A 16,276-nucleotide genomic window follows, 5' to 3' on the forward strand; every position below is an offset into this window, starting at 1 on the left:
GGTCGCAGTATCGGCCATTCATGGCCTCCTTGGTCTTGCTACAGGACAGTCGCTAGGGCCTAGACGCGGCGGCGTTTCGGCGGGCGGCAGCCATTGTGCGGAATTGGGGTCGTATCGCGGATAGACGTGATGGTCAGACCGGCAGCCTGAAGGGCGCGCAGTGCGCTCTCACGACCGGAACCCGGGCCACGCACGTTGACTTCAACAGTCTGGAGGCCGTGCTCCTGCGCCTTCTTGGCAGCATCTTCAGCGGCAACCTGAGCAGCATAAGGGGTCGATTTACGCGAACCCTTGAAGCCCATCGCACCAGCGGAAGACCAGGAAATCGTGTTTCCCTGAGCGTCGCTGATGGTGACCATCGTGTTGTTGAAGCTGGAGTTCACATGCACGACGCCCGAAGAAATGTTCTTACGGGCGCGGCGGCGAACGCGGGTCGTATCACGAGCCATATCGGTCCTGTCCTATTTCTTCTTGCCGGCAATCGGCTTTGCCGGGCCCTTACGGGTGCGGGCGTTGGTATGGGTGCGCTGGCCGCGGACCGGAAGGCGTTTGCGGTGGCGCAGGCCACGGTAGCAGCCAAGATCCATCAGGCGCTTGATGTTCATCGAAACTTCACGGCGCAGGTCACCTTCGACGAGGTAATCAGCATCGATCGTCTCGCGAATCTGGATGACTTCTGCGTCGGTCAGGTCAGCGACACGGCGATGCGATTCGATACCGATCTTGTCGGTGATCTCACGTGCCTTTGCCGGACCGATGCCGTGAATGTAACGAAGCGCGATTTCGACACGCTTATTCGTCGGAATGTTTACGCCTGCAATACGGGCCATTGGGCCTCTCTCCTGAACTGCCGAAAGCGGGTCCGGCGCGAAACGAAAAACAACGCTCCGCGCGCGCGAACCCGACCTCTTAACGAAGTGCGTCGTTATAGACGTGCAATTCCCCGCGTCAACTGGGGAATTGCGGCTTTATGCGGTCTCTTTCAGCGCCTTTTCAACGCCTTCCGTAACCGTCTCTATACTGGCCATTCCATCGACTTCGCGAAGGATTCCGCGCTCTGCATAGAATGGCAGAAGCGGGGCCGTATCCTGATTGTATTTCTCCAGCCTGGCGGCAAATGTCGCCGGGTTGTCATCCTTGCGGCCCTGCTCTTCGAACCGCTTGGTCACGCGGGCCATGAGCTGGTCCTCGTCGACCACGAGACGGATCACGCGGTCGAGCTTGGTGCCACGCGACTCAAGCAGCTGGTCCAGAGCCTTGGCCTGGCCAAGCGTGCGGGGAAAGCCGTCAAAGATAAAGCCTGCAGCGCCCTTGTTCTGATTCAGCTGATCATCGATCAGGTCGATGACGATCTCATCGGAAACCAGCCCGCCCTCGTCCATGATTTTTGCAACCCGGTTGCCGAGCTCTGAGCCCGACGCGCGTGCGGCGCGAAGCATGTCGCCCGTGGAAAGTTGTACATAGCCATGTTCCTCAACGAGGCGCTTGGCCTGGGTACCCTTGCCCGCAGCGGGTGGTCCGAAAAGAATGAGATTCATCGTCTGCGTTTGCCTCCCAGCCGCGATTTCTTGATCAGCCCCTCATATTGGTGCGCGATCAGGTGCGACTGTATCTGTGTCACTGTATCCATCGTCACCGATACAACGATCAGTAGCGACGTGCCACCGATGTAGAAAGGAATTTCCGGCATATATCGGCGAAGAACTTCCGGAAGCAGACAGACGAAGACGAGATAGATCGCACCAATCGTGGTCAGGCGGGTCAGCACATAATCGAAGTAGGCTGCCGTGTTCTTGCCTGGGCGAATCCCCGGAACGAAGCCGCCATACTTGCGCAGATTGTCCGCCGTCTCCTGCGGATTGAACATGATAGACGTGTAGAAGAAGCAGAAGAATGCGACGAGCACGCCATAGGTGATGATGTAGGTCCAGCTGCCTGGCGAGAAGTTGATCGCCAGCCACTGAAGGATCCCCGGATCGCTTGCCGCAACCATCTGGCCGTCAGGCCCGACACCGGTATTGCCGCCTACGAGACCAACAGCCGTCATCGGGAGCATCAGGATCGCGATCGCGAAGATCGGCGGAATCACGCCCGACGTGTTGAGCTTCAGAGGCATGAACGAGGACTGGCCCTGGCTCATCTTGTTGCCCTGCTGGCGCTTTGGATACTGGATCAGGATCCGGCGCTGCGAGCGTTCGATGAACACGATGAACAGGACGAGCGCAATCACGAGCACAAGAATGCCGAGAACGAAGACGACATTGATCCCCTGCTCGCGGCCGCCCGAGAACAGGTTGAAGATCGCCTTTGGCATCTCGGCGATGATGCCTGCGAAGATGATGAGCGAGATACCGTTACCGATACCGCGCGCCGTGATTTGCTCACCCATCCACATCAGGAACATGGTGCCACCGACAAAGGTCGATACGGCGGTCAGGATGAAGAACCATTGGGCGATGCCTTCATAGGCGACGCTGGAAAGGCCCATCGCAATGCCGAAGCCCTGGAAGAACGCAAAGCCGACCGTCAGATAGCGGGTATACTGGTTGATCTGCTTGCGGCCCGCCTCGCCTTCCTTCTTCAGCTTTTCAAGCGAAGGAATGGCCGATGTCATCATCTGCACGATGATGGAAGCGGTAATGTAAGGCATCACGTTGAGCGCAAACACACTCATCCGTTCAACCGCACCACCCGCAAACATGTTGAGAGAGCCGAGCATGCCGCCCGACTGCCTCTGGAAGAGTTGCTCAAACTGGGAAGGGTCGACGCCCGGCACCGGAATGTACGTGCCGAGGCGATAGAGGACCAGGATGAAAAGCGTGAACAGGATACGCGCCTGAAGGTCCTTTGCCTTTGCAAAGGTACCGAAGTTCATATTGCGCGCCATTTGCTCTGCGGCTGTGGCCAAAGGACCCTCCTACCCGAAATGAAATCGCCGCCAACATTGGCGGCGAGATCGTGTTTGTGAAGGTGTATAGACGAAAAAGACCCGTCTTACTCAGCTTTTTCAGCAGCTGCAGCCCCGGTTACCGTTACGGAGCCACCTGCTTTTTCCACCGCTTCAATCGCGGCCTTGCTGGCGCCGGTCACCGTGATCTTTGCATTCTTGGGTGCATCACCCTTTGCAAGAAGACGGACACCGTCCTTCGTGCGGCGGACAACACCGGACGCAACCAGCGTCTCTTCGGTAATGTTATTGGCTTTCAGCTTGCCGGCTTCGATCGCCTTGGTCAGACGACCGAGGTTGATCCAGGCATGCGTCTTGGAGCTGCGGGCCGTGAAGCCGCGCTTTGGCAGACGCATATAGATCGGCATCTGGCCGCCTTCAAAGCCATTGAGGGCAACACCGGAGCGTGCCTTCTGACCTTTGACACCACGTCCGCCAGTCTTGCCCTTGCCGGAGCCGACGCCGCGGCCAACACGATGGCGGCTGTGGGTGGAGCCCGCATTTGGAGAGAGTTCGTTGAGTTTCATCGCTCTATTCCTGACTGGCGTTTGAAAGGGTCGCCCCTATACGCCTACTCTTCTACGACTTCAATAAGATGTGACACCTTGGTGATCATGCCCTGAACGGCCGGGGTATTTGCGAGCTCGCGCTCGCGGCCGATCTTGTTCAGGCCGAGGCCGATCAGCGTTGCGCGCTGCTCTGGCTTGCGGCGGATCGGGCTACCGGTCTGGCGGACCTTGATCGTGTCAGCTTGTTTCTTGGCCATCATCAGATTCCTTCTCTAAATCAGGCGGTTTCGGAAACGCCGGCTTCAGACGCACCATCGGTGCGGCGGCCAACGATGTCCTGAACCTTCAGGCCACGCTTCGATGCGACCGAACGCGGGCTTGCCTGCTCTTTGAGCGCCTGGAAGGTCGCGCGAACCATGTTGTATGGGTTCGACGAACCGTTCGACTTGGCAACCACGTCCTGGATGCCGAGAACTTCCATGACAGCGCGCATCGGGCCACCAGCGATCACGCCGGTACCTGGAGGGGCTGCACGAAGGATCACCTTGCCTGCGCCCCAGCGGCCTTTGCCGTCATGGTGCAGGGTGCGGCCTTCACGAAGCGGAATGCGAACGAGGTTGCGCTTTGCATCCTCGGTTGCCTTACGGATAGCTTCAGGCACTTCGCGGGCCTTGCCCTTGCCGAAGCCTGCGCGGCCTTTCTGGTCGCCTACGACAACCAGGGCTGCGAAGCCGAAATTCTTACCGCCCTTAACCGTCTTTGCGACACGGTTGATGCCAACGAGCTTGTCGGTGAGCTCGCTCTGCTCTTCCTGGCGGTCGTCTCTGCGCCCGCGTCCGCGGCCGCGTCCTCGTTCTTCTGCCATAATGGCCTCCTAGAACTTCAGGCCGCCCTCACGGGCGGCATCTGCCAGGGCTTTCACCCGGCCGTGGAACATATAGCCGCCGCGATCGAAGACGACGTCTTCAACACCGGCCTGCTTGGCGCGCTCAGCGATGAGCTCACCGATTTTCTGTGCCGCTGCGACGTCGCTCGTAGCCTTGAGCTGCTCACGCAGGTCTTTCTCGAGCGTCGAAGCCGCTGCCACCGTCAGACCCTTCTCATCATCGATGATCTGGGCAGAGATGTTCTTGTGCGAGCGGGCAACCGACAGACGCGGCTTGCCTTCTGCAACCTTGCGGAGCTTGGCACGGACGCGCTGGGCGCGGCGGAGTGTCTTTTCGCGTGTCGTCTTCATGGCGTTACTTCTTCTTGCCTTCTTTGCGGCGGACGTATTCGCCTGCGTAGCGCACGCCCTTGCCCTTGAATGGCTCTGGCTTACGGAACTGGCGGATCTCGGCGGCAGCCTGACCAACGGCCTGCTTGTCAGCACCCGACACGATGATCTCGGTCGGTTTCGGTGCTTCCAGCTTGATGCCGTCAGGTGCCTTGAAGATCACGTCGTGCGAGTAACCAAGCGACAGCTTCAGGTCATTGCCCTGCATCTGTGCGCGGTAACCAACGCCGACGAGTTCAAGCGACTTGGAGAAGCCCTCGGCAGCGCCGTGGACGACGTTCGCAGCGTTTGCGCGCGCCGTGCCCCACTGGGTGCGGACCTTCGGGTCCAGCGCCTCAGCAAAGGTCATCTTCTTCTTGCCCTTGGCATCGTTCGCCTTGATGCGCTCATTGGCTTCCGTGACATAGTCTTCGCGCGGCATGATCGACAGCTCGCCGTCTTTCAGCTCAGCGGAGACCAGTTCGGACACCGTGAACGCCAGGTTACCCTTGGGGCCCTTGGCTTCGATCTTGTTGCCATTCACCGTAACGGTCGTGCCGTTAGGAACAGGAATGGGGAGTTTTCCAATACGGGACATATCAGTTCATCCTCGTCCTAGAAGACCCGGCAAAGGATCTCGCCACCAACATTCTCGTTACGTGCGACGGCGTCAGAGATGACACCCTTCGACGTCGAGAGAATGGAGATGCCCAGTCCGTTGCGGACCAGCGGCAGATCATTCACCGAAGAATAGACGCGGCGACCAGGCTTCGAGACCCGACGGATCTCGGAGATGACAGGCGCGCCATCGAAATACTTAAGCTCGATCTCGACATTGCGATGACCGTCTTTCTCCACTTCCGTATAGCCACGGATGTAACCTTCGCTCTGCAGCACGTCGAGGACGCGAAGACGGAGCTTGGAAGACGGAGAGACAACCTTCGTCATGCCACGCATCTGCGCATTGCGGATGCGGGTCAGGAGATCGCCAAGGGGATCGGAAATATTCATCTTGGTTCCTCCTTTCCTACCAGCTTGACTTGACCAGGCCCGGGACCATGCCGAGTGAGCCAAGCTCACGCAGCGCGATACGGGACATTTTCATCTTGCGATAATAACCGCGCGGACGGCCGGTGACCTGGCAACGGTTGCGAACGCGGCTCGGTGCGGAGTTGCGCGGAAGTTCAGCCAGCTTCAGGCGAGCCTTGAAGCGGTCTTCCAGCGGCAGATCCTCATCCATCGCCATTGCTTTCAGCTTCGCACGACGTGCCGCGTACTGGGCGACCATCTTGCGACGCTTCTCGTTCTTCTCGATTGCGCTTTTCTTAGCCATATCGTTTCGTCCTCAAGCGCTAGTTACGGAACGGGAAGCCGCAATGCGCGAGCAGCGCCTTGGCTTCTTCGTTCGTCTTGGCGGTGGTGCAGACAATGATGTCCATACCGCGAATGTCCTCGATGTCGTCATAGTTGATCTCCGGGAACACGATCTGTTCCTTGAGACCCATGGCGTAGTTGCCACGGCCATCGAAGCTCTTGCCGTTGAGACCACGGAAGTCCTTCACACGTGGAAGGGCCATGTTGGTCAGACGGTCCAGGAACTCGTACATACGGTCGCGGCGGAGCGTGACCTTTGCACCGATGATCATGCCTTCACGAAGCTTGAAGCCGGCAATCGACTTACGAGCCTTGGTTGGCACTGGCTTCTGGCCAGAGATCTTCTCGAGCTCGGCAAGTGCGGTCTTGATCTTCTTGGAGTCAGCGACAGCTTCGCCAACACCCATGTTGATCACGACCTTGTCGAGCTTCGGCACCATCATCTCGTTGGAGTATTTGAACTCCTCCTGAAGCTTGGCGCGAATCTGGTCACGGTACTTGGTCTTGAGACGGGGTTCGTAATTCTCAGACATCGATCGATTCCCCTGAACGCTTGGCATAGCGCGTCTTGCGGCCATGCTCGTCAGTCTTGAAGCCAACACGGGTAGCCTTGCCGTCACGCGGGTCCACAATCGCCACGTTGGAGATGTGGATCGGCGCTTCGAAGGTCTTGATGCCACCCGGATCCATTTGCGACGGGCGCTGGTGACGCTTCACCACGTTCACGCCCTGGACAACGACACGGTCTTCGGCCGGGATTACCTTGAGCACTTCGCCCTTGGCACCCTTGTTACGGCCTGCCGTGACGATGACGCGATCACCTTTTTTCACTTTGGCAGCCATGACTACAGCACCTCCGGAGCCAGCGAGACGATCTTCATGTGGTTCTTGGCGCGAAGCTCGCGCGGAACCGGGCCGAAGATACGGGTCCCGATTGGTTCGCCATTATTGTTCACAAGCACAGCGGCGTTCGTGTCAAAACGGATGACAGAGCCGTCACGGCGCTTGATGTCCTTGGCAACGCGAACCACGACAGCGCGGCGAACGTCACCCTTCTTCACGCGGCCGGTCGGAATTGCTTCCTTGATCGACACCACGATGATGTCGCCGACAGACGCATAGCGGCGGCCTGCACCACCCAGCACCTTGATGCACTGGACGCGGCGTGCGCCGGAATTGTCAGCCACGCGAAGGTTGGACTGCATCTGAATCATGAGTCAGCTCCTTCGCTTGCAACAACTTCCCACGTCTTCAGCTTCGAGCGCGGCGGGCATTCACGGATCGTGATGCGCTCGCCCTCGACAGCGACGTTGCCCTCATCATGGGCGTGATACTTCTTCGAGCGGCGCACGATCTTTTTCAGAACAGGGTGAAGAAAGGTGCGGTCGATGCGGACCACAGCCGTCTTGTCCTGTTTCGTGGACACCACAACGCCTTCCATTACGCGCTTTGGCATGTCTCTTCTCCTACGCCTCTGCTTCCGCTTTGGCCTGTTGGGCGAGAAGGGTCTTCACGCGCGCGATGTCGCGGCGGACTTCCTTCACCCGGGCCGTCTTCTCCAGCTGGCCGGTTGCCTGCTGGAAGCGGAGGTTGAACTGTTCCTTCTTCAGCTGAACAAGCTGGGCTTGTAGCTGGTCGGCACTCTTCGAACGCAAATCAGCGGTTTTCATGACTAGATCCCTTCAATGCGTTTGATGATCTTGGTCTTGATCGGCAGCTTTGCGGCGCCGAGCTTCAGAGCCTGGATCGCCACTTCGTCTGGAACACCGTCGATCTCGAACAGGATACGGCCAGGAGCAACGCGGGCGACCCAACGGTCAATCGAGCCCTTACCCTTACCCATACGGACCTCGATCGGCTTTGCCGAAACAGGCGTGTCCGGGAAAACGCGGATCCACACTTTACCCTGACGCTTCATTTCACGCGTCACGGCACGGCGGGTCGCTTCGATCTGACGGGCGGTAACCCGCTCAGGCTCAAGCGCTTTCAGGCCGAACGAGCCGAAGTTGAGGCTATAGCCACCCTTCGCGGTCCCGCTGATACGGCCTTTGAACGCCTTGCGGTATTTCGTACGTTTTGGCTGCAGCATGTTTTACGCTCCTGCGCCTTGCGGACCCGAAGCCGGACCGCGCTGATTGGTCGAACGCGCACGCGCCTGGCCAGAATCTTCGGCCTTGCGGTCTTGCGCCATCGGATCGTGCTCCATGATCTCGCCTTTGTAGATCCAGACCTTGATACCGATGATACCGTAGGTCGTCTCTGCTTCGGCGGTGCCATAGTCGATGTCGGCGCGAAGCGTGTGCAGCGGCACGGAGCCTTCTGCATACTGCTCGGTACGCGCGATTTCTGCGCCGCCGAGACGACCGGAAACCATGATACGCACACCAAGTGCGCCAAGACGCATCGAGTTCTGGATCGCGCGCTTCATTGCGCGGCGGAAAGAACCGCGGCGCTCGAGCTGGCGAGCGATGTCTTCTGCGACGAGCGTGGAGTCGATTTCCGGCTTGCGGATCTCAACCAGGTTCACGCGAACCTCGTCTTCAGTCATCTTCGACAGCTTCTTGCGAAGCACTTCGATGTCAGCACCCTTCTTACCGATCACCAGACCCGGACGGGCCGTATGGATCGTGACGATGCATTTCTTGTGCGGGCGCTCGATGATGATGCGGGAAATACCCGCCTGCTTGAGCTCCTGCTTGATGGTGCTGCGGATTTTCAGGTCTTCATGAACCAGACGGCCATAGTCTGCCGTGTCGGCATACCAGCGGCTGTCCCAGGTCCGGTTGACACCCAGACGAAACCCGACGGGATTGATCTTCTGACCCATTACGCGGCCTCCGCTTCAACTGATGTGTCGCGCAGCACGATGGTGAGCTGCGAGAAAGGTTTCACGATGCGCGCGGCGCGGCCACGGGCACGAGCGCGGATGCGCTTCATGACCAGGTTCTTGCCGACATGCGCTTCAGCGACGACGAGGCTATCGATGTCGAGACCGTGATTGTTCTCGGCGTTCGACATGGCCGAATACAGGACCTTGTAGACATCCTTGGCAGCGCGCTTACGCGAGAACTGCATCTGGTCCATCGCCTTCTGCACCGGAAGACCGCGGATCTGCTGAGCCAGGAGGTTCAGCTTCTGCGGGCTCGAACGGTACATGCGCAGAACTGCGCGCGACTCGTTAGACGCCTGTTTCGGAGGATTCTTTGCCTTACCCATGGCTTACTTCCTCTTGGCTTTCTTGTCGGCGCCGTGGCCATGATAGGTTCGGGACGGCGCGAACTCGCCGAACTTGTGACCCACCATTTCCTCGGTGACGAGAACGGGAACGAACTTGTTGCCGTTGTGAACCTGGAAGTTCAGGCCCACGAATTGCGGCATGATGGTCGAGCGGCGCGACCAGGTCTTGATGACTTCGCGGCGCTCTGAAGCTTGTGCAGACTCTGCCTTCTTGAGCAGATAGCCGTCGACAAACGGACCTTTCCATACGGAACGTGGCATATCTCTCTCGCTCCCTAGCGTTTCGCGTTACGGCGACGGATGATCAGACGATCCGAAGCCTTGGTCTTGCGGGTTTTCGGGCCGCGGGTTTTCTTGCCCCACGGGGTCACCGGGTGACGGCCACCGGAGGTCTTGCCCTCACCACCACCGTGCGGGTGGTCGACCGGGTTCATGGCAACACCGCGAACCTTAGGACGCTTGCCGAAGTGACGGGCGCGGCCGGCTTTCGACAGGACGGTGTTCATGTTGTCCGGGTTGGACACGGCGCCGATCGCTGCGAGGCAGCTGTCTGGAACCATGCGAAGCTCGCCAGAGGAAAGCTTGATCTGGGCATAGCCTGCGTCACGGCCAACGATCTGGACATAGGTACCGGCCGAACGTGCGATCTGAGCGCCCTTGAGCGGCTTCATCTCGACATTGTGGACAATGGTACCAACCGGGATGTTCTTCAGCGGAAGAACGTTGCCTGGTTTGATGTCAGCCGTCTTGGACGTCATCACCTTGTCACCAACAGCCAGACGCTGCGGCGCGATGATGTAGGACTGTTCGCCATCGGTGTAACGGATCAGCGCGATGAATGCGGTCCGGTTCGGATCGTATTCCAGACGCTCGACCGTCGCCTCGATGTCCCAGCGCTGACGCTTGAAGTCGATCTTGCGGTAGAGACGCTTTGCGCCGCCGCCGATACCGCGAACGGTAACGCGGCCACGGTTGTTACGACCACCGGACTTCGACAGACCTTCGGTCAGCGACTTGACTGGACGGCCCTTGTACAGCTCCGACTTGTCAACGATGACAAGCTGGCGCTGACCGGGCGACGTTGGATTGAATGTCTTGAGTGCCATATCGCTCTCCTACAGTCCCGTCGTGATGTCGACGGACTGGCCGTCTTTCAGCGTGACGATCGCCTTCTTCGTGTCAGAACGCTGACCGAGCTTTCCGCGGAAACGCTTGGTCTTGCCCTTCTGGACGATCACGTTGACCTTGGTCACGTCGACCTTGAACAGGTTTTCCACGGCGTCCTTGATCTCGGCCTTGTTGGCCGTGACAGGAACCTGGAAGACAATCTTGTTTTCTTCAGCGAGCAGCGTTGCTTTTTCCGTGATGTGCGGAGCGAGCAGCGCGTCGTAGTGGTGTGCTTTCACGTCAGCCATGGCTTATTTCCCTTCCTTGGCCTTCGTTTCGAAACGCGCACCGATACCTTCGAGCGCATCCTTGGTCACAACCAGCTGGCGGCGGCGCATCACGTCATAAACGTTGAGGCCGGCGACCGGCAGAACGTCAATGTTCGGGATGTTGCGGGCCGCTTTCGCGAAGTTCTGGTCGACTTCGGAGCCACCGATGATCAGCGCGTTCTCGACGCCGAGCGCCTTGAACTTTGCCGAAAGCTCTTTCGTCTTCGCTTCGGACAGCTTGGCTTCGTCCAGAACGATGAGAGAGCCGTCTTTCACTTTCGAAGAAAGCGCATGTGCAAGCGCCAGCTTACGGACCTTCTTTGGAAGATCGTGAGCGTGGCTACGAACGCGTGGGCCGTGCGCAACAGCGCCGCCAACGAAGATGTTCGCATTGCGCGAGCCGTGACGTGCGCCGCCCGAACCCTTCTGACGGATGAACTTCTTGGTCGTAACCGAGACTTCACCACGCTCCTGGGTCTTGTGCGTGCCTGCCTGGCGCTTGGCCAGCTGCCAGCGGACGGTGCGGTGCAGCAGGTCGGCGCGGATATCGGTCAGGCCGAAGATGGCCTCATCAACACTTGCCTTGCCAGCTGACTTGCCGTCGAGATTTTTGACGTCGAGTTCCATTATTCACCAGCCTCCGCATTGTCAGCTTCAGCAGACTGAGCTGCAGCGCCCTTGCCACGGAAAGAACCTTGAGCAGGCGCATCTTCGTGGATCGCCTTCTTCACCGCGTCGCGAACTTCGACGTAAGAACCGTCGTGACCCGGGATCGAGCCCTTCACGAGGATCAGGCCGCGATCAGCGTCCGTGCGAATGATTTCGAGGTTCTGGATGGTCACGCGCTCGGTGCCGTAGTGACCTGCCATCTTCTTGCCCTTGAACACCTTGCCCGGATCCTGGCACTGGCCAGTCGAACCGTGGGCACGGTGAGAGATGGACACACCGTGAGAGGCACGAAGACCACCGAAGTTCCAGCGCTTCATGGCACCGGAGAAACCCTTACCGAGCGTGATGCCTGCGATATCGACGCGCTGACCAGCAACGAAGTGATCAGCAACCACTTCTGCGCCGAGCTCAGGAAGCTCGTTAGAGGTCACGCGGAATTCGACAAGCTTGCGCTTTGGTGCAACGCCAGCCTTCGCGAAAGCTTCGCGCTGGGCTTTCGTCGTGCGCTTGGCTTTCGCCTCGCCTGCACCCATCACGACAGCGTTGTAGCCATCATTACGGGTGACGGTGACTTTTTCTTTCTTCTTGCCGCGATTGACACTGACTTCACGGTCAGCATCGGTGCGGTGACCGACGACCTGACAGCCGTCGAGCGACAGAACGGTCACGGGAACGTGACGGCCCTGATCGTTGAAGATACGGGTCATACCCAGCTTACGGGCAACAACCCCGGTACGTGACGCCGGAAGTGCCATCTTAGCGCGCTCCCTCAAGTTTGATCTCGATGCCAACGCCAGCCGAGAGGTCGAGCTTCATAAGAGCATCGACGGTCTGCGGGGTTGGGTCGACAATGTCGAGAATACGTTTGTGCGTGCGGATCTCGAACTGGTCGCGGGACTTCTTGTCGATGTGCGGCGAGCGGTTCACCGTGAAGCGCTCGATACGTGTCGGCAGCGGGATCGGGCCACGCACATCAGCGCCGGTGCGCTTGGCGGTGGACACGATCTCTTTCGCCGACATGTCGAGGGCGCGGTGATCGAAGGCTTTCAGCCGGATCCGGATATTCTGTTTTTCCATCGTACGGTATCCCGTCAACATGAATGTTGCGCCAAGGCGCACGCTTGGAAGCGCCCGGACGCAATCGGCTCGAATTGTTTCGTTTCGGTGGGAAGCGTTTGCCTGAAACTGGCACTGCCGACCCTTCGAAGGGCGCGGTGTATGGGATTTGCAGTGAACCGTCAACAGTTCATGACGGAATCTTTGCAGCCGCGCTGAGGCCACTTCAGTCAGCTGCGATATTGCAATAGTGACAGGCCTCGCCGACGTTCTACTTCTGGCTTGTCCACAGGTTTGCAAAGGACCACTGCCCCGTGACTGATGACCTTTACCACAAAGCCCGTGCGGTACGCGAGAATGCGCATGCGCCCTATTCGAATTTCAAGGTTGGCGCCGCAATCCGGTCAGCCTCCGGCATCCATGTCGGCTGCAACGTCGAGAACGCAGCCTTTCCCGAAGGTATTTGCGCAGAAGGCGGCGCGATCACGTCAATGGTCGCGGCCGGCGACAAGACGATTCTCGAAGTCCTCGTCTACGCCGAATCCGATTCGCTCGTCGCCCCATGTGGCGGCTGCCGCCAGAAACTGTCGGAGTTTGCAGGACCAGACGTGAAAGTCACGCTGGCCGGCCCGAATGGCGTCGAGAAAGTCATGACCATGGCAGAACTCCTGCCAGCGGCATTCCTGCTCAAACCAGCCTGACGAGCTCGGCCAAGATATCATCGACTGCCGTGTGAAGGATGTTGGCGCCGTGCCCATCCAGGGTCCGGCATGTCACACGTGCCCGCCCTTGGACATGTTGCGTGACCTGCTCGGCGGAAATCACCGGATCATCGCCTGCGTTCAGCCAGACCTGAGGCACCGAGACCGCATCAAGATCATGGCTCCAGTCCGCCATGGCGGAGGCACCGTCGCGAACCCAAGCTTCCCCGCCTTGCTCGACCGCGTGATAGAGGCCCTGCGCCTGCACTTCCAGCAACCGCGGATTGGCAAGAGTCGCAAGATCCCTGGGTGCGCTCGCAAACTGGGTCTCCAGAAAGGCCTTCGGTCCCCTCTTCCGGTAGACTGGCAGGCCAACCGACATCACCATTTTCATCACCGAGGGCGCATGGCGTGACGCCATCGCCGCAAATCGCGTCTGCCGGTCCATATGCGAGAGGTCTCTCAGCTCATCGATCGGAATGCCCCCGCCGATCAGCAGCATACCCCTCACACGGTCACCCAGTGACTTGGCGATTCGAAAGCCATGGGACGATCCCCCCTGGTGAATACACAGGGGCACGGTCTCGACACCGAGCGATTCGATCAGAGCCAGCGTGTCCTCCACCACCGTCTGGTCGAAATCCTTTCGGCTGACACTGGGGCTCGAATAGCCAAAGCCCGGCCTTGAGGGCGCTATGAGACAGATGTCCGCGCCCGCTAACTGCCTTTCAAATTCAGCCGTAATGAACGGTCCCTGCAGGTAGCCATGAATGAATAGGACCGGCCGGCTGCCTGTGCCCACACGGTACCAGGCGACCTGCCGCCCCTTCCCGACATCGAGCATTGAAAGCCCCCGGCGCGGCGTGACCCAGGCCTCACCCGCCACGTCTGCCGCATCATACGGCAACTGCCGCAGCAGAAAGGCAATACTCGCACAGAGCTGAACGACATCGCTCATCCGTGCGCAGCCGGTCTTTCGCAAGATGCTCTTGGATTGGACTTTTACCGTCTCCAATGCGCGTTCTCGCTCGGCGGCGATATCCTTTGGCTTAAGATTCGCCAGATAGCCTTCGAGAACCTCGGTCTCACTGGCGGTCAGGCCGAACGCCTCCCCCAGCCGCCCGATCAGCGTTTCCGACCAGTCGATATAAGAGAGGGACACAACCACCCTGCCTTCATGATCGGCAGGACGCTGGATGAGGGCAAGACACGCGCGAAGCTCGACACCTGTTTCGACACTCGCGAGAATAATCCGATCCTGCGCGCCCGGCACTTTCGGCTGCATGAAGCGGCGAATATCCAAAAGCGCGGCGCGGTCTAGCGGAAGCTCTTCAAGGTGACACGGAAACTCACGCCCCATCAGGTGTGCGGCCGCACGGTTACCGACGACTTCTTGCGTCTTCATCGAGATTTCGAGGATGGCGTGAAACATATCGCCGGGCGCGTCTTCGCGGGCGGCCGCGGCTCCGACGAGCGTCGCTATGCGACTGGCATGCGCATCCAAAGCGTCGTCGACGCCGCCAAATCGTGGCACGTCCGGCGCAAGCTGGCCCGACTCGTTGTCATCGAAAAAGTACGCCATCGCCGCACTCAGGAACTCATCGAACTGGCTAGTCGACGATGGCACTTCGTAGGCCGCACCAAGCATATCGAAATAGCGTTGTTTCAACGACATTGCGTTCAGGTCCCACCTGCAATGGATGGTGCACATATGGACCGGTCAGCACGTTTTCCGCAAGGAGGCGCAGGCTCCCGCGCCGAAAATCCAAGTCGGCTGCGACCAGAGCGGGATTGGCGTGACATCATCGGGCATTAAAAAAAGGCCGCTCCACGAGGGGAGCGGCCTTTCCAATTCTTCAAGCCATATGGCTCGATAAGGTCTTACTTGGAGACGCTTGAGACGACGCCAGCACCGACGGTGCGGCCGCCTTCGCGGATTGCGAAGCGAAGACCCTGGTCCATGGCGATCGGCGCGATGAGCTCGACTTCCATTTTCACATTGTCGCCCGGCAGGACCATTTCCTTGTCCGCTGGAAGCTTCACAACACCCGTCACGTCCGTCGTACGGAAGTAGAACTGTGGACGGTAGTTGGTGAAGAATGGCGTGTGACGGCCACCCTCTTCCTTGGTCAGGATGTAGGCTTCTGCCTCGAACGTGGTGTGCGGGGTGATCGAACCTGGCTTACAGAGAACCTGGCCACGCTCAACGCCCTCACGGTCGATACCGCGGATCAGTGCGCCGATATTGTCGCCAGCCTGGCCCTGGTCGAGCAGCTTGCGGAACATCTCAACGCCCGTAACGGTCGTCTTCTGCGTATCGCGGATACCGACGATCTCGACTTCTTCACCAACCTTGATGATGCCCGTCTCGACGCGGCCGGTCACAACCGTACCACGGCCAGAGATCGAGAAAACGTCCTCGACCGGCATCAGGAACGGCTTGTCCAGCGGACGGTCCGGGGTCGGGATGTACTCGTCGACAGCCTTCATCAGCTCGAGGATCTTCTCCTTGCCGATGTTCTCGTCGCGGCCTTCGACAGCTGCGAGTGCAGAACCGGAAACGATCGGAATGTCGTCGCCCGGGAAGTCGTAGGACGACAGAAGTTCACGGACTTCCATCTCGACGAGCTCGAGGAGCTCTTCGTCGTCGACCTGGTCAACCTTGTTGAGGAACACGACCAGCGCAGGAACGCCGACCTGACGTGCAAGCAGGATGTGCTCGCGGGTCTGCGGCATCGGGCCGTCAGCTGCGTTCACAACCAGGATCGCGCCGTCCATCTGAGCCGCACCGGTGATCATGTTCTTCACATAGTCAGCGTGGCCCGGGCAGTCGACGTGAGCATAGTGACGCTCGTCCGTCTCATACTCGACGTGCGCGGTGTTGATGGTGATGCCGCGTGCTTTTTCTTCCGGGGCGTTGTCGATGTCCGCATAGGACTTCGCTGCGCCGCCATAAACTTCTGCAAGCGTCATCGTGATCGCTGCCGTCAGCGTCGTCTTGCCATGGTCAACATGGCCGATCGTGCCGATGTTTACGTGCGGCTTGTTCCGCGCAAACTTCTCTTTGGCCATCGGGCCTCTCCTTCATTTCC

At 59.2% G+C, this 16,276-nt stretch carries 28 protein-coding genes; 1 reads left to right on the forward strand and 27 read right to left on the reverse strand.

Annotation, left to right across the window (positions count from 1 at the left end; translation table 11 throughout):
- Positions 1–59: 59 nt before the first annotated feature.
- The 25 genes from rpsK to rpsJ form a co-directional block, all read right to left on the reverse strand.
- Entirely contained in the window at positions 60–449 is a 390-nt protein-coding gene (gene rpsK, locus KUV46_00185; protein QYJ00831.1) for a 30S ribosomal protein S11, read from the reverse strand.
- Positions 450–461: 12 nt separating this feature from the next.
- The gene (rpsM, locus tag KUV46_00190) at positions 462–830 is read right to left on the reverse strand and encodes a 30S ribosomal protein S13 (protein QYJ00832.1); all 369 of its coding nucleotides are present in this window, start codon (positions 828–830) and stop codon (positions 462–464) included.
- Positions 831–968: 138 nt separating this feature from the next.
- Positions 969–1,538, reverse strand: coding sequence for an adenylate kinase (locus KUV46_00195; protein ID QYJ00833.1), 570 nt, complete (start codon positions 1,536–1,538; stop codon positions 969–971).
- Positions 1,535–2,908: a preprotein translocase subunit SecY gene (secY, locus tag KUV46_00200; protein ID QYJ00834.1), complete on the reverse strand. Its 1,374-nt coding sequence runs from the start codon at positions 2,906–2,908 to the stop codon at positions 1,535–1,537. Before secY ends, KUV46_00195 begins: the two co-directional genes overlap by 4 nt.
- A gap of 86 nt (positions 2,909–2,994) precedes the next feature.
- A complete protein-coding gene (rplO, locus tag KUV46_00205; protein QYJ00835.1) occupies positions 2,995–3,474 on the reverse strand; it encodes a 50S ribosomal protein L15 in 480 nt (159 codons plus the stop codon).
- A gap of 44 nt (positions 3,475–3,518) precedes the next feature.
- Positions 3,519–3,713: a 50S ribosomal protein L30 gene (rpmD, locus tag KUV46_00210; protein ID QYJ02321.1), complete on the reverse strand. Its 195-nt coding sequence runs from the start codon at positions 3,711–3,713 to the stop codon at positions 3,519–3,521.
- Between the two features lie 20 nt (positions 3,714–3,733).
- Positions 3,734–4,321 carry a 30S ribosomal protein S5 gene (rpsE, locus tag KUV46_00215; GenBank protein ID QYJ00836.1) on the reverse strand — a complete coding sequence of 196 codons (588 nt, stop codon included), beginning with the start codon at positions 4,319–4,321 and terminating at the stop codon, positions 3,734–3,736.
- A gap of 9 nt (positions 4,322–4,330) precedes the next feature.
- Complete coding sequence (rplR, locus tag KUV46_00220; GenBank protein ID QYJ00837.1) at positions 4,331–4,693, reverse strand: 50S ribosomal protein L18; 363 nt, start codon at positions 4,691–4,693, stop codon at positions 4,331–4,333.
- Between the two features lie 4 nt (positions 4,694–4,697).
- Positions 4,698–5,309 carry a 50S ribosomal protein L6 gene (gene rplF, locus KUV46_00225; protein QYJ00838.1) on the reverse strand — a complete coding sequence of 204 codons (612 nt, stop codon included), beginning with the start codon at positions 5,307–5,309 and terminating at the stop codon, positions 4,698–4,700.
- A 17-nt stretch (positions 5,310–5,326) separates the two neighbouring features.
- On the reverse strand, positions 5,327–5,722 hold the full coding sequence (rpsH, locus tag KUV46_00230) for a 30S ribosomal protein S8 (GenBank protein ID QYJ00839.1): 396 nt from the start codon (positions 5,720–5,722) through the stop codon (positions 5,327–5,329).
- A gap of 16 nt (positions 5,723–5,738) precedes the next feature.
- Complete coding sequence (gene rpsN, locus KUV46_00235) at positions 5,739–6,044, reverse strand: 30S ribosomal protein S14 (GenBank protein ID QYJ00840.1); 306 nt, start codon at positions 6,042–6,044, stop codon at positions 5,739–5,741.
- A gap of 19 nt (positions 6,045–6,063) precedes the next feature.
- On the reverse strand, positions 6,064–6,618 hold the full coding sequence (rplE, locus tag KUV46_00240) for a 50S ribosomal protein L5 (GenBank protein QYJ00841.1): 555 nt from the start codon (positions 6,616–6,618) through the stop codon (positions 6,064–6,066).
- A complete protein-coding gene (gene rplX, locus KUV46_00245) occupies positions 6,611–6,928 on the reverse strand; it encodes a 50S ribosomal protein L24 (protein ID QYJ00842.1) in 318 nt (105 codons plus the stop codon). The genes rplE and rplX overlap by 8 nt, the downstream gene beginning before the upstream one ends.
- A gap of 2 nt (positions 6,929–6,930) precedes the next feature.
- A complete protein-coding gene (gene rplN, locus KUV46_00250; protein ID QYJ00843.1) occupies positions 6,931–7,299 on the reverse strand; it encodes a 50S ribosomal protein L14 in 369 nt (122 codons plus the stop codon).
- Entirely contained in the window at positions 7,296–7,541 is a 246-nt protein-coding gene (gene rpsQ, locus KUV46_00255; protein ID QYJ00844.1) for a 30S ribosomal protein S17, read from the reverse strand. Before rpsQ ends, rplN begins: the two co-directional genes overlap by 4 nt.
- 10 nt (positions 7,542–7,551) lie before the next feature.
- Positions 7,552–7,755, reverse strand: coding sequence for a 50S ribosomal protein L29 (gene rpmC, locus KUV46_00260; protein ID QYJ00845.1), 204 nt, complete (start codon positions 7,753–7,755; stop codon positions 7,552–7,554).
- A gap of 2 nt (positions 7,756–7,757) precedes the next feature.
- Entirely contained in the window at positions 7,758–8,174 is a 417-nt protein-coding gene (gene rplP, locus KUV46_00265) for a 50S ribosomal protein L16 (protein ID QYJ00846.1), read from the reverse strand.
- A 3-nt stretch (positions 8,175–8,177) separates the two neighbouring features.
- Positions 8,178–8,912: a 30S ribosomal protein S3 gene (gene rpsC / locus KUV46_00270; GenBank protein QYJ00847.1), complete on the reverse strand. Its 735-nt coding sequence runs from the start codon at positions 8,910–8,912 to the stop codon at positions 8,178–8,180.
- Positions 8,912–9,301, reverse strand: coding sequence for a 50S ribosomal protein L22 (gene rplV, locus KUV46_00275; GenBank protein QYJ00848.1), 390 nt, complete (start codon positions 9,299–9,301; stop codon positions 8,912–8,914). Before rplV ends, rpsC begins: the two co-directional genes overlap by 1 nt.
- Positions 9,302–9,304: 3 nt before the next feature.
- Positions 9,305–9,583, reverse strand: coding sequence for a 30S ribosomal protein S19 (rpsS, locus tag KUV46_00280; protein ID QYJ00849.1), 279 nt, complete (start codon positions 9,581–9,583; stop codon positions 9,305–9,307).
- Between the two features lie 14 nt (positions 9,584–9,597).
- Positions 9,598–10,428: a 50S ribosomal protein L2 gene (gene rplB, locus KUV46_00285; protein ID QYJ00850.1), complete on the reverse strand. Its 831-nt coding sequence runs from the start codon at positions 10,426–10,428 to the stop codon at positions 9,598–9,600.
- Positions 10,429–10,437: 9 nt separating this feature from the next.
- Positions 10,438–10,737, reverse strand: coding sequence for a 50S ribosomal protein L23 (locus KUV46_00290; GenBank protein ID QYJ00851.1), 300 nt, complete (start codon positions 10,735–10,737; stop codon positions 10,438–10,440).
- Between the two features lie 3 nt (positions 10,738–10,740).
- Complete coding sequence (gene rplD / locus KUV46_00295) at positions 10,741–11,385, reverse strand: 50S ribosomal protein L4 (GenBank protein ID QYJ00852.1); 645 nt, start codon at positions 11,383–11,385, stop codon at positions 10,741–10,743.
- Positions 11,385–12,182: a 50S ribosomal protein L3 gene (gene rplC / locus KUV46_00300; GenBank protein ID QYJ00853.1), complete on the reverse strand. Its 798-nt coding sequence runs from the start codon at positions 12,180–12,182 to the stop codon at positions 11,385–11,387. The genes rplD and rplC overlap by 1 nt, the downstream gene beginning before the upstream one ends.
- A 1-nt stretch (position 12,183) precedes the next feature.
- Positions 12,184–12,504: a 30S ribosomal protein S10 gene (gene rpsJ / locus KUV46_00305; protein QYJ00854.1), complete on the reverse strand. Its 321-nt coding sequence runs from the start codon at positions 12,502–12,504 to the stop codon at positions 12,184–12,186.
- Between the two features lie 293 nt (positions 12,505–12,797).
- Here rpsJ and KUV46_00310 point away from each other — a divergent pair, with 293 nt between their 5' ends.
- The gene (locus KUV46_00310; protein QYJ00855.1) at positions 12,798–13,184 is read left to right on the forward strand and encodes a cytidine deaminase; all 387 of its coding nucleotides are present in this window, start codon (positions 12,798–12,800) and stop codon (positions 13,182–13,184) included.
- On the opposite strand, the gene KUV46_00315 is transcribed toward KUV46_00310, so the two are convergent.
- Both KUV46_00315 and tuf read right to left on the reverse strand, forming a co-directional pair.
- Entirely contained in the window at positions 13,171–14,859 is a 1,689-nt protein-coding gene (locus KUV46_00315) for an alpha/beta hydrolase (protein ID QYJ00856.1), read from the reverse strand. The two genes, KUV46_00310 and KUV46_00315, sit on opposite strands and share 14 nt — an antisense overlap.
- 206 nt (positions 14,860–15,065) lie before the next feature.
- Positions 15,066–16,256 carry an elongation factor Tu gene (gene tuf / locus KUV46_00320; GenBank protein QYJ00857.1) on the reverse strand — a complete coding sequence of 397 codons (1,191 nt, stop codon included), beginning with the start codon at positions 16,254–16,256 and terminating at the stop codon, positions 15,066–15,068.
- Positions 16,257–16,276 lie beyond the last annotated feature (20 nt).

The organism is Thalassovita mediterranea, from assembly GCA_019448215.1.
GTDB lineage: Bacteria > Pseudomonadota > Alphaproteobacteria > Caulobacterales > Hyphomonadaceae > Henriciella.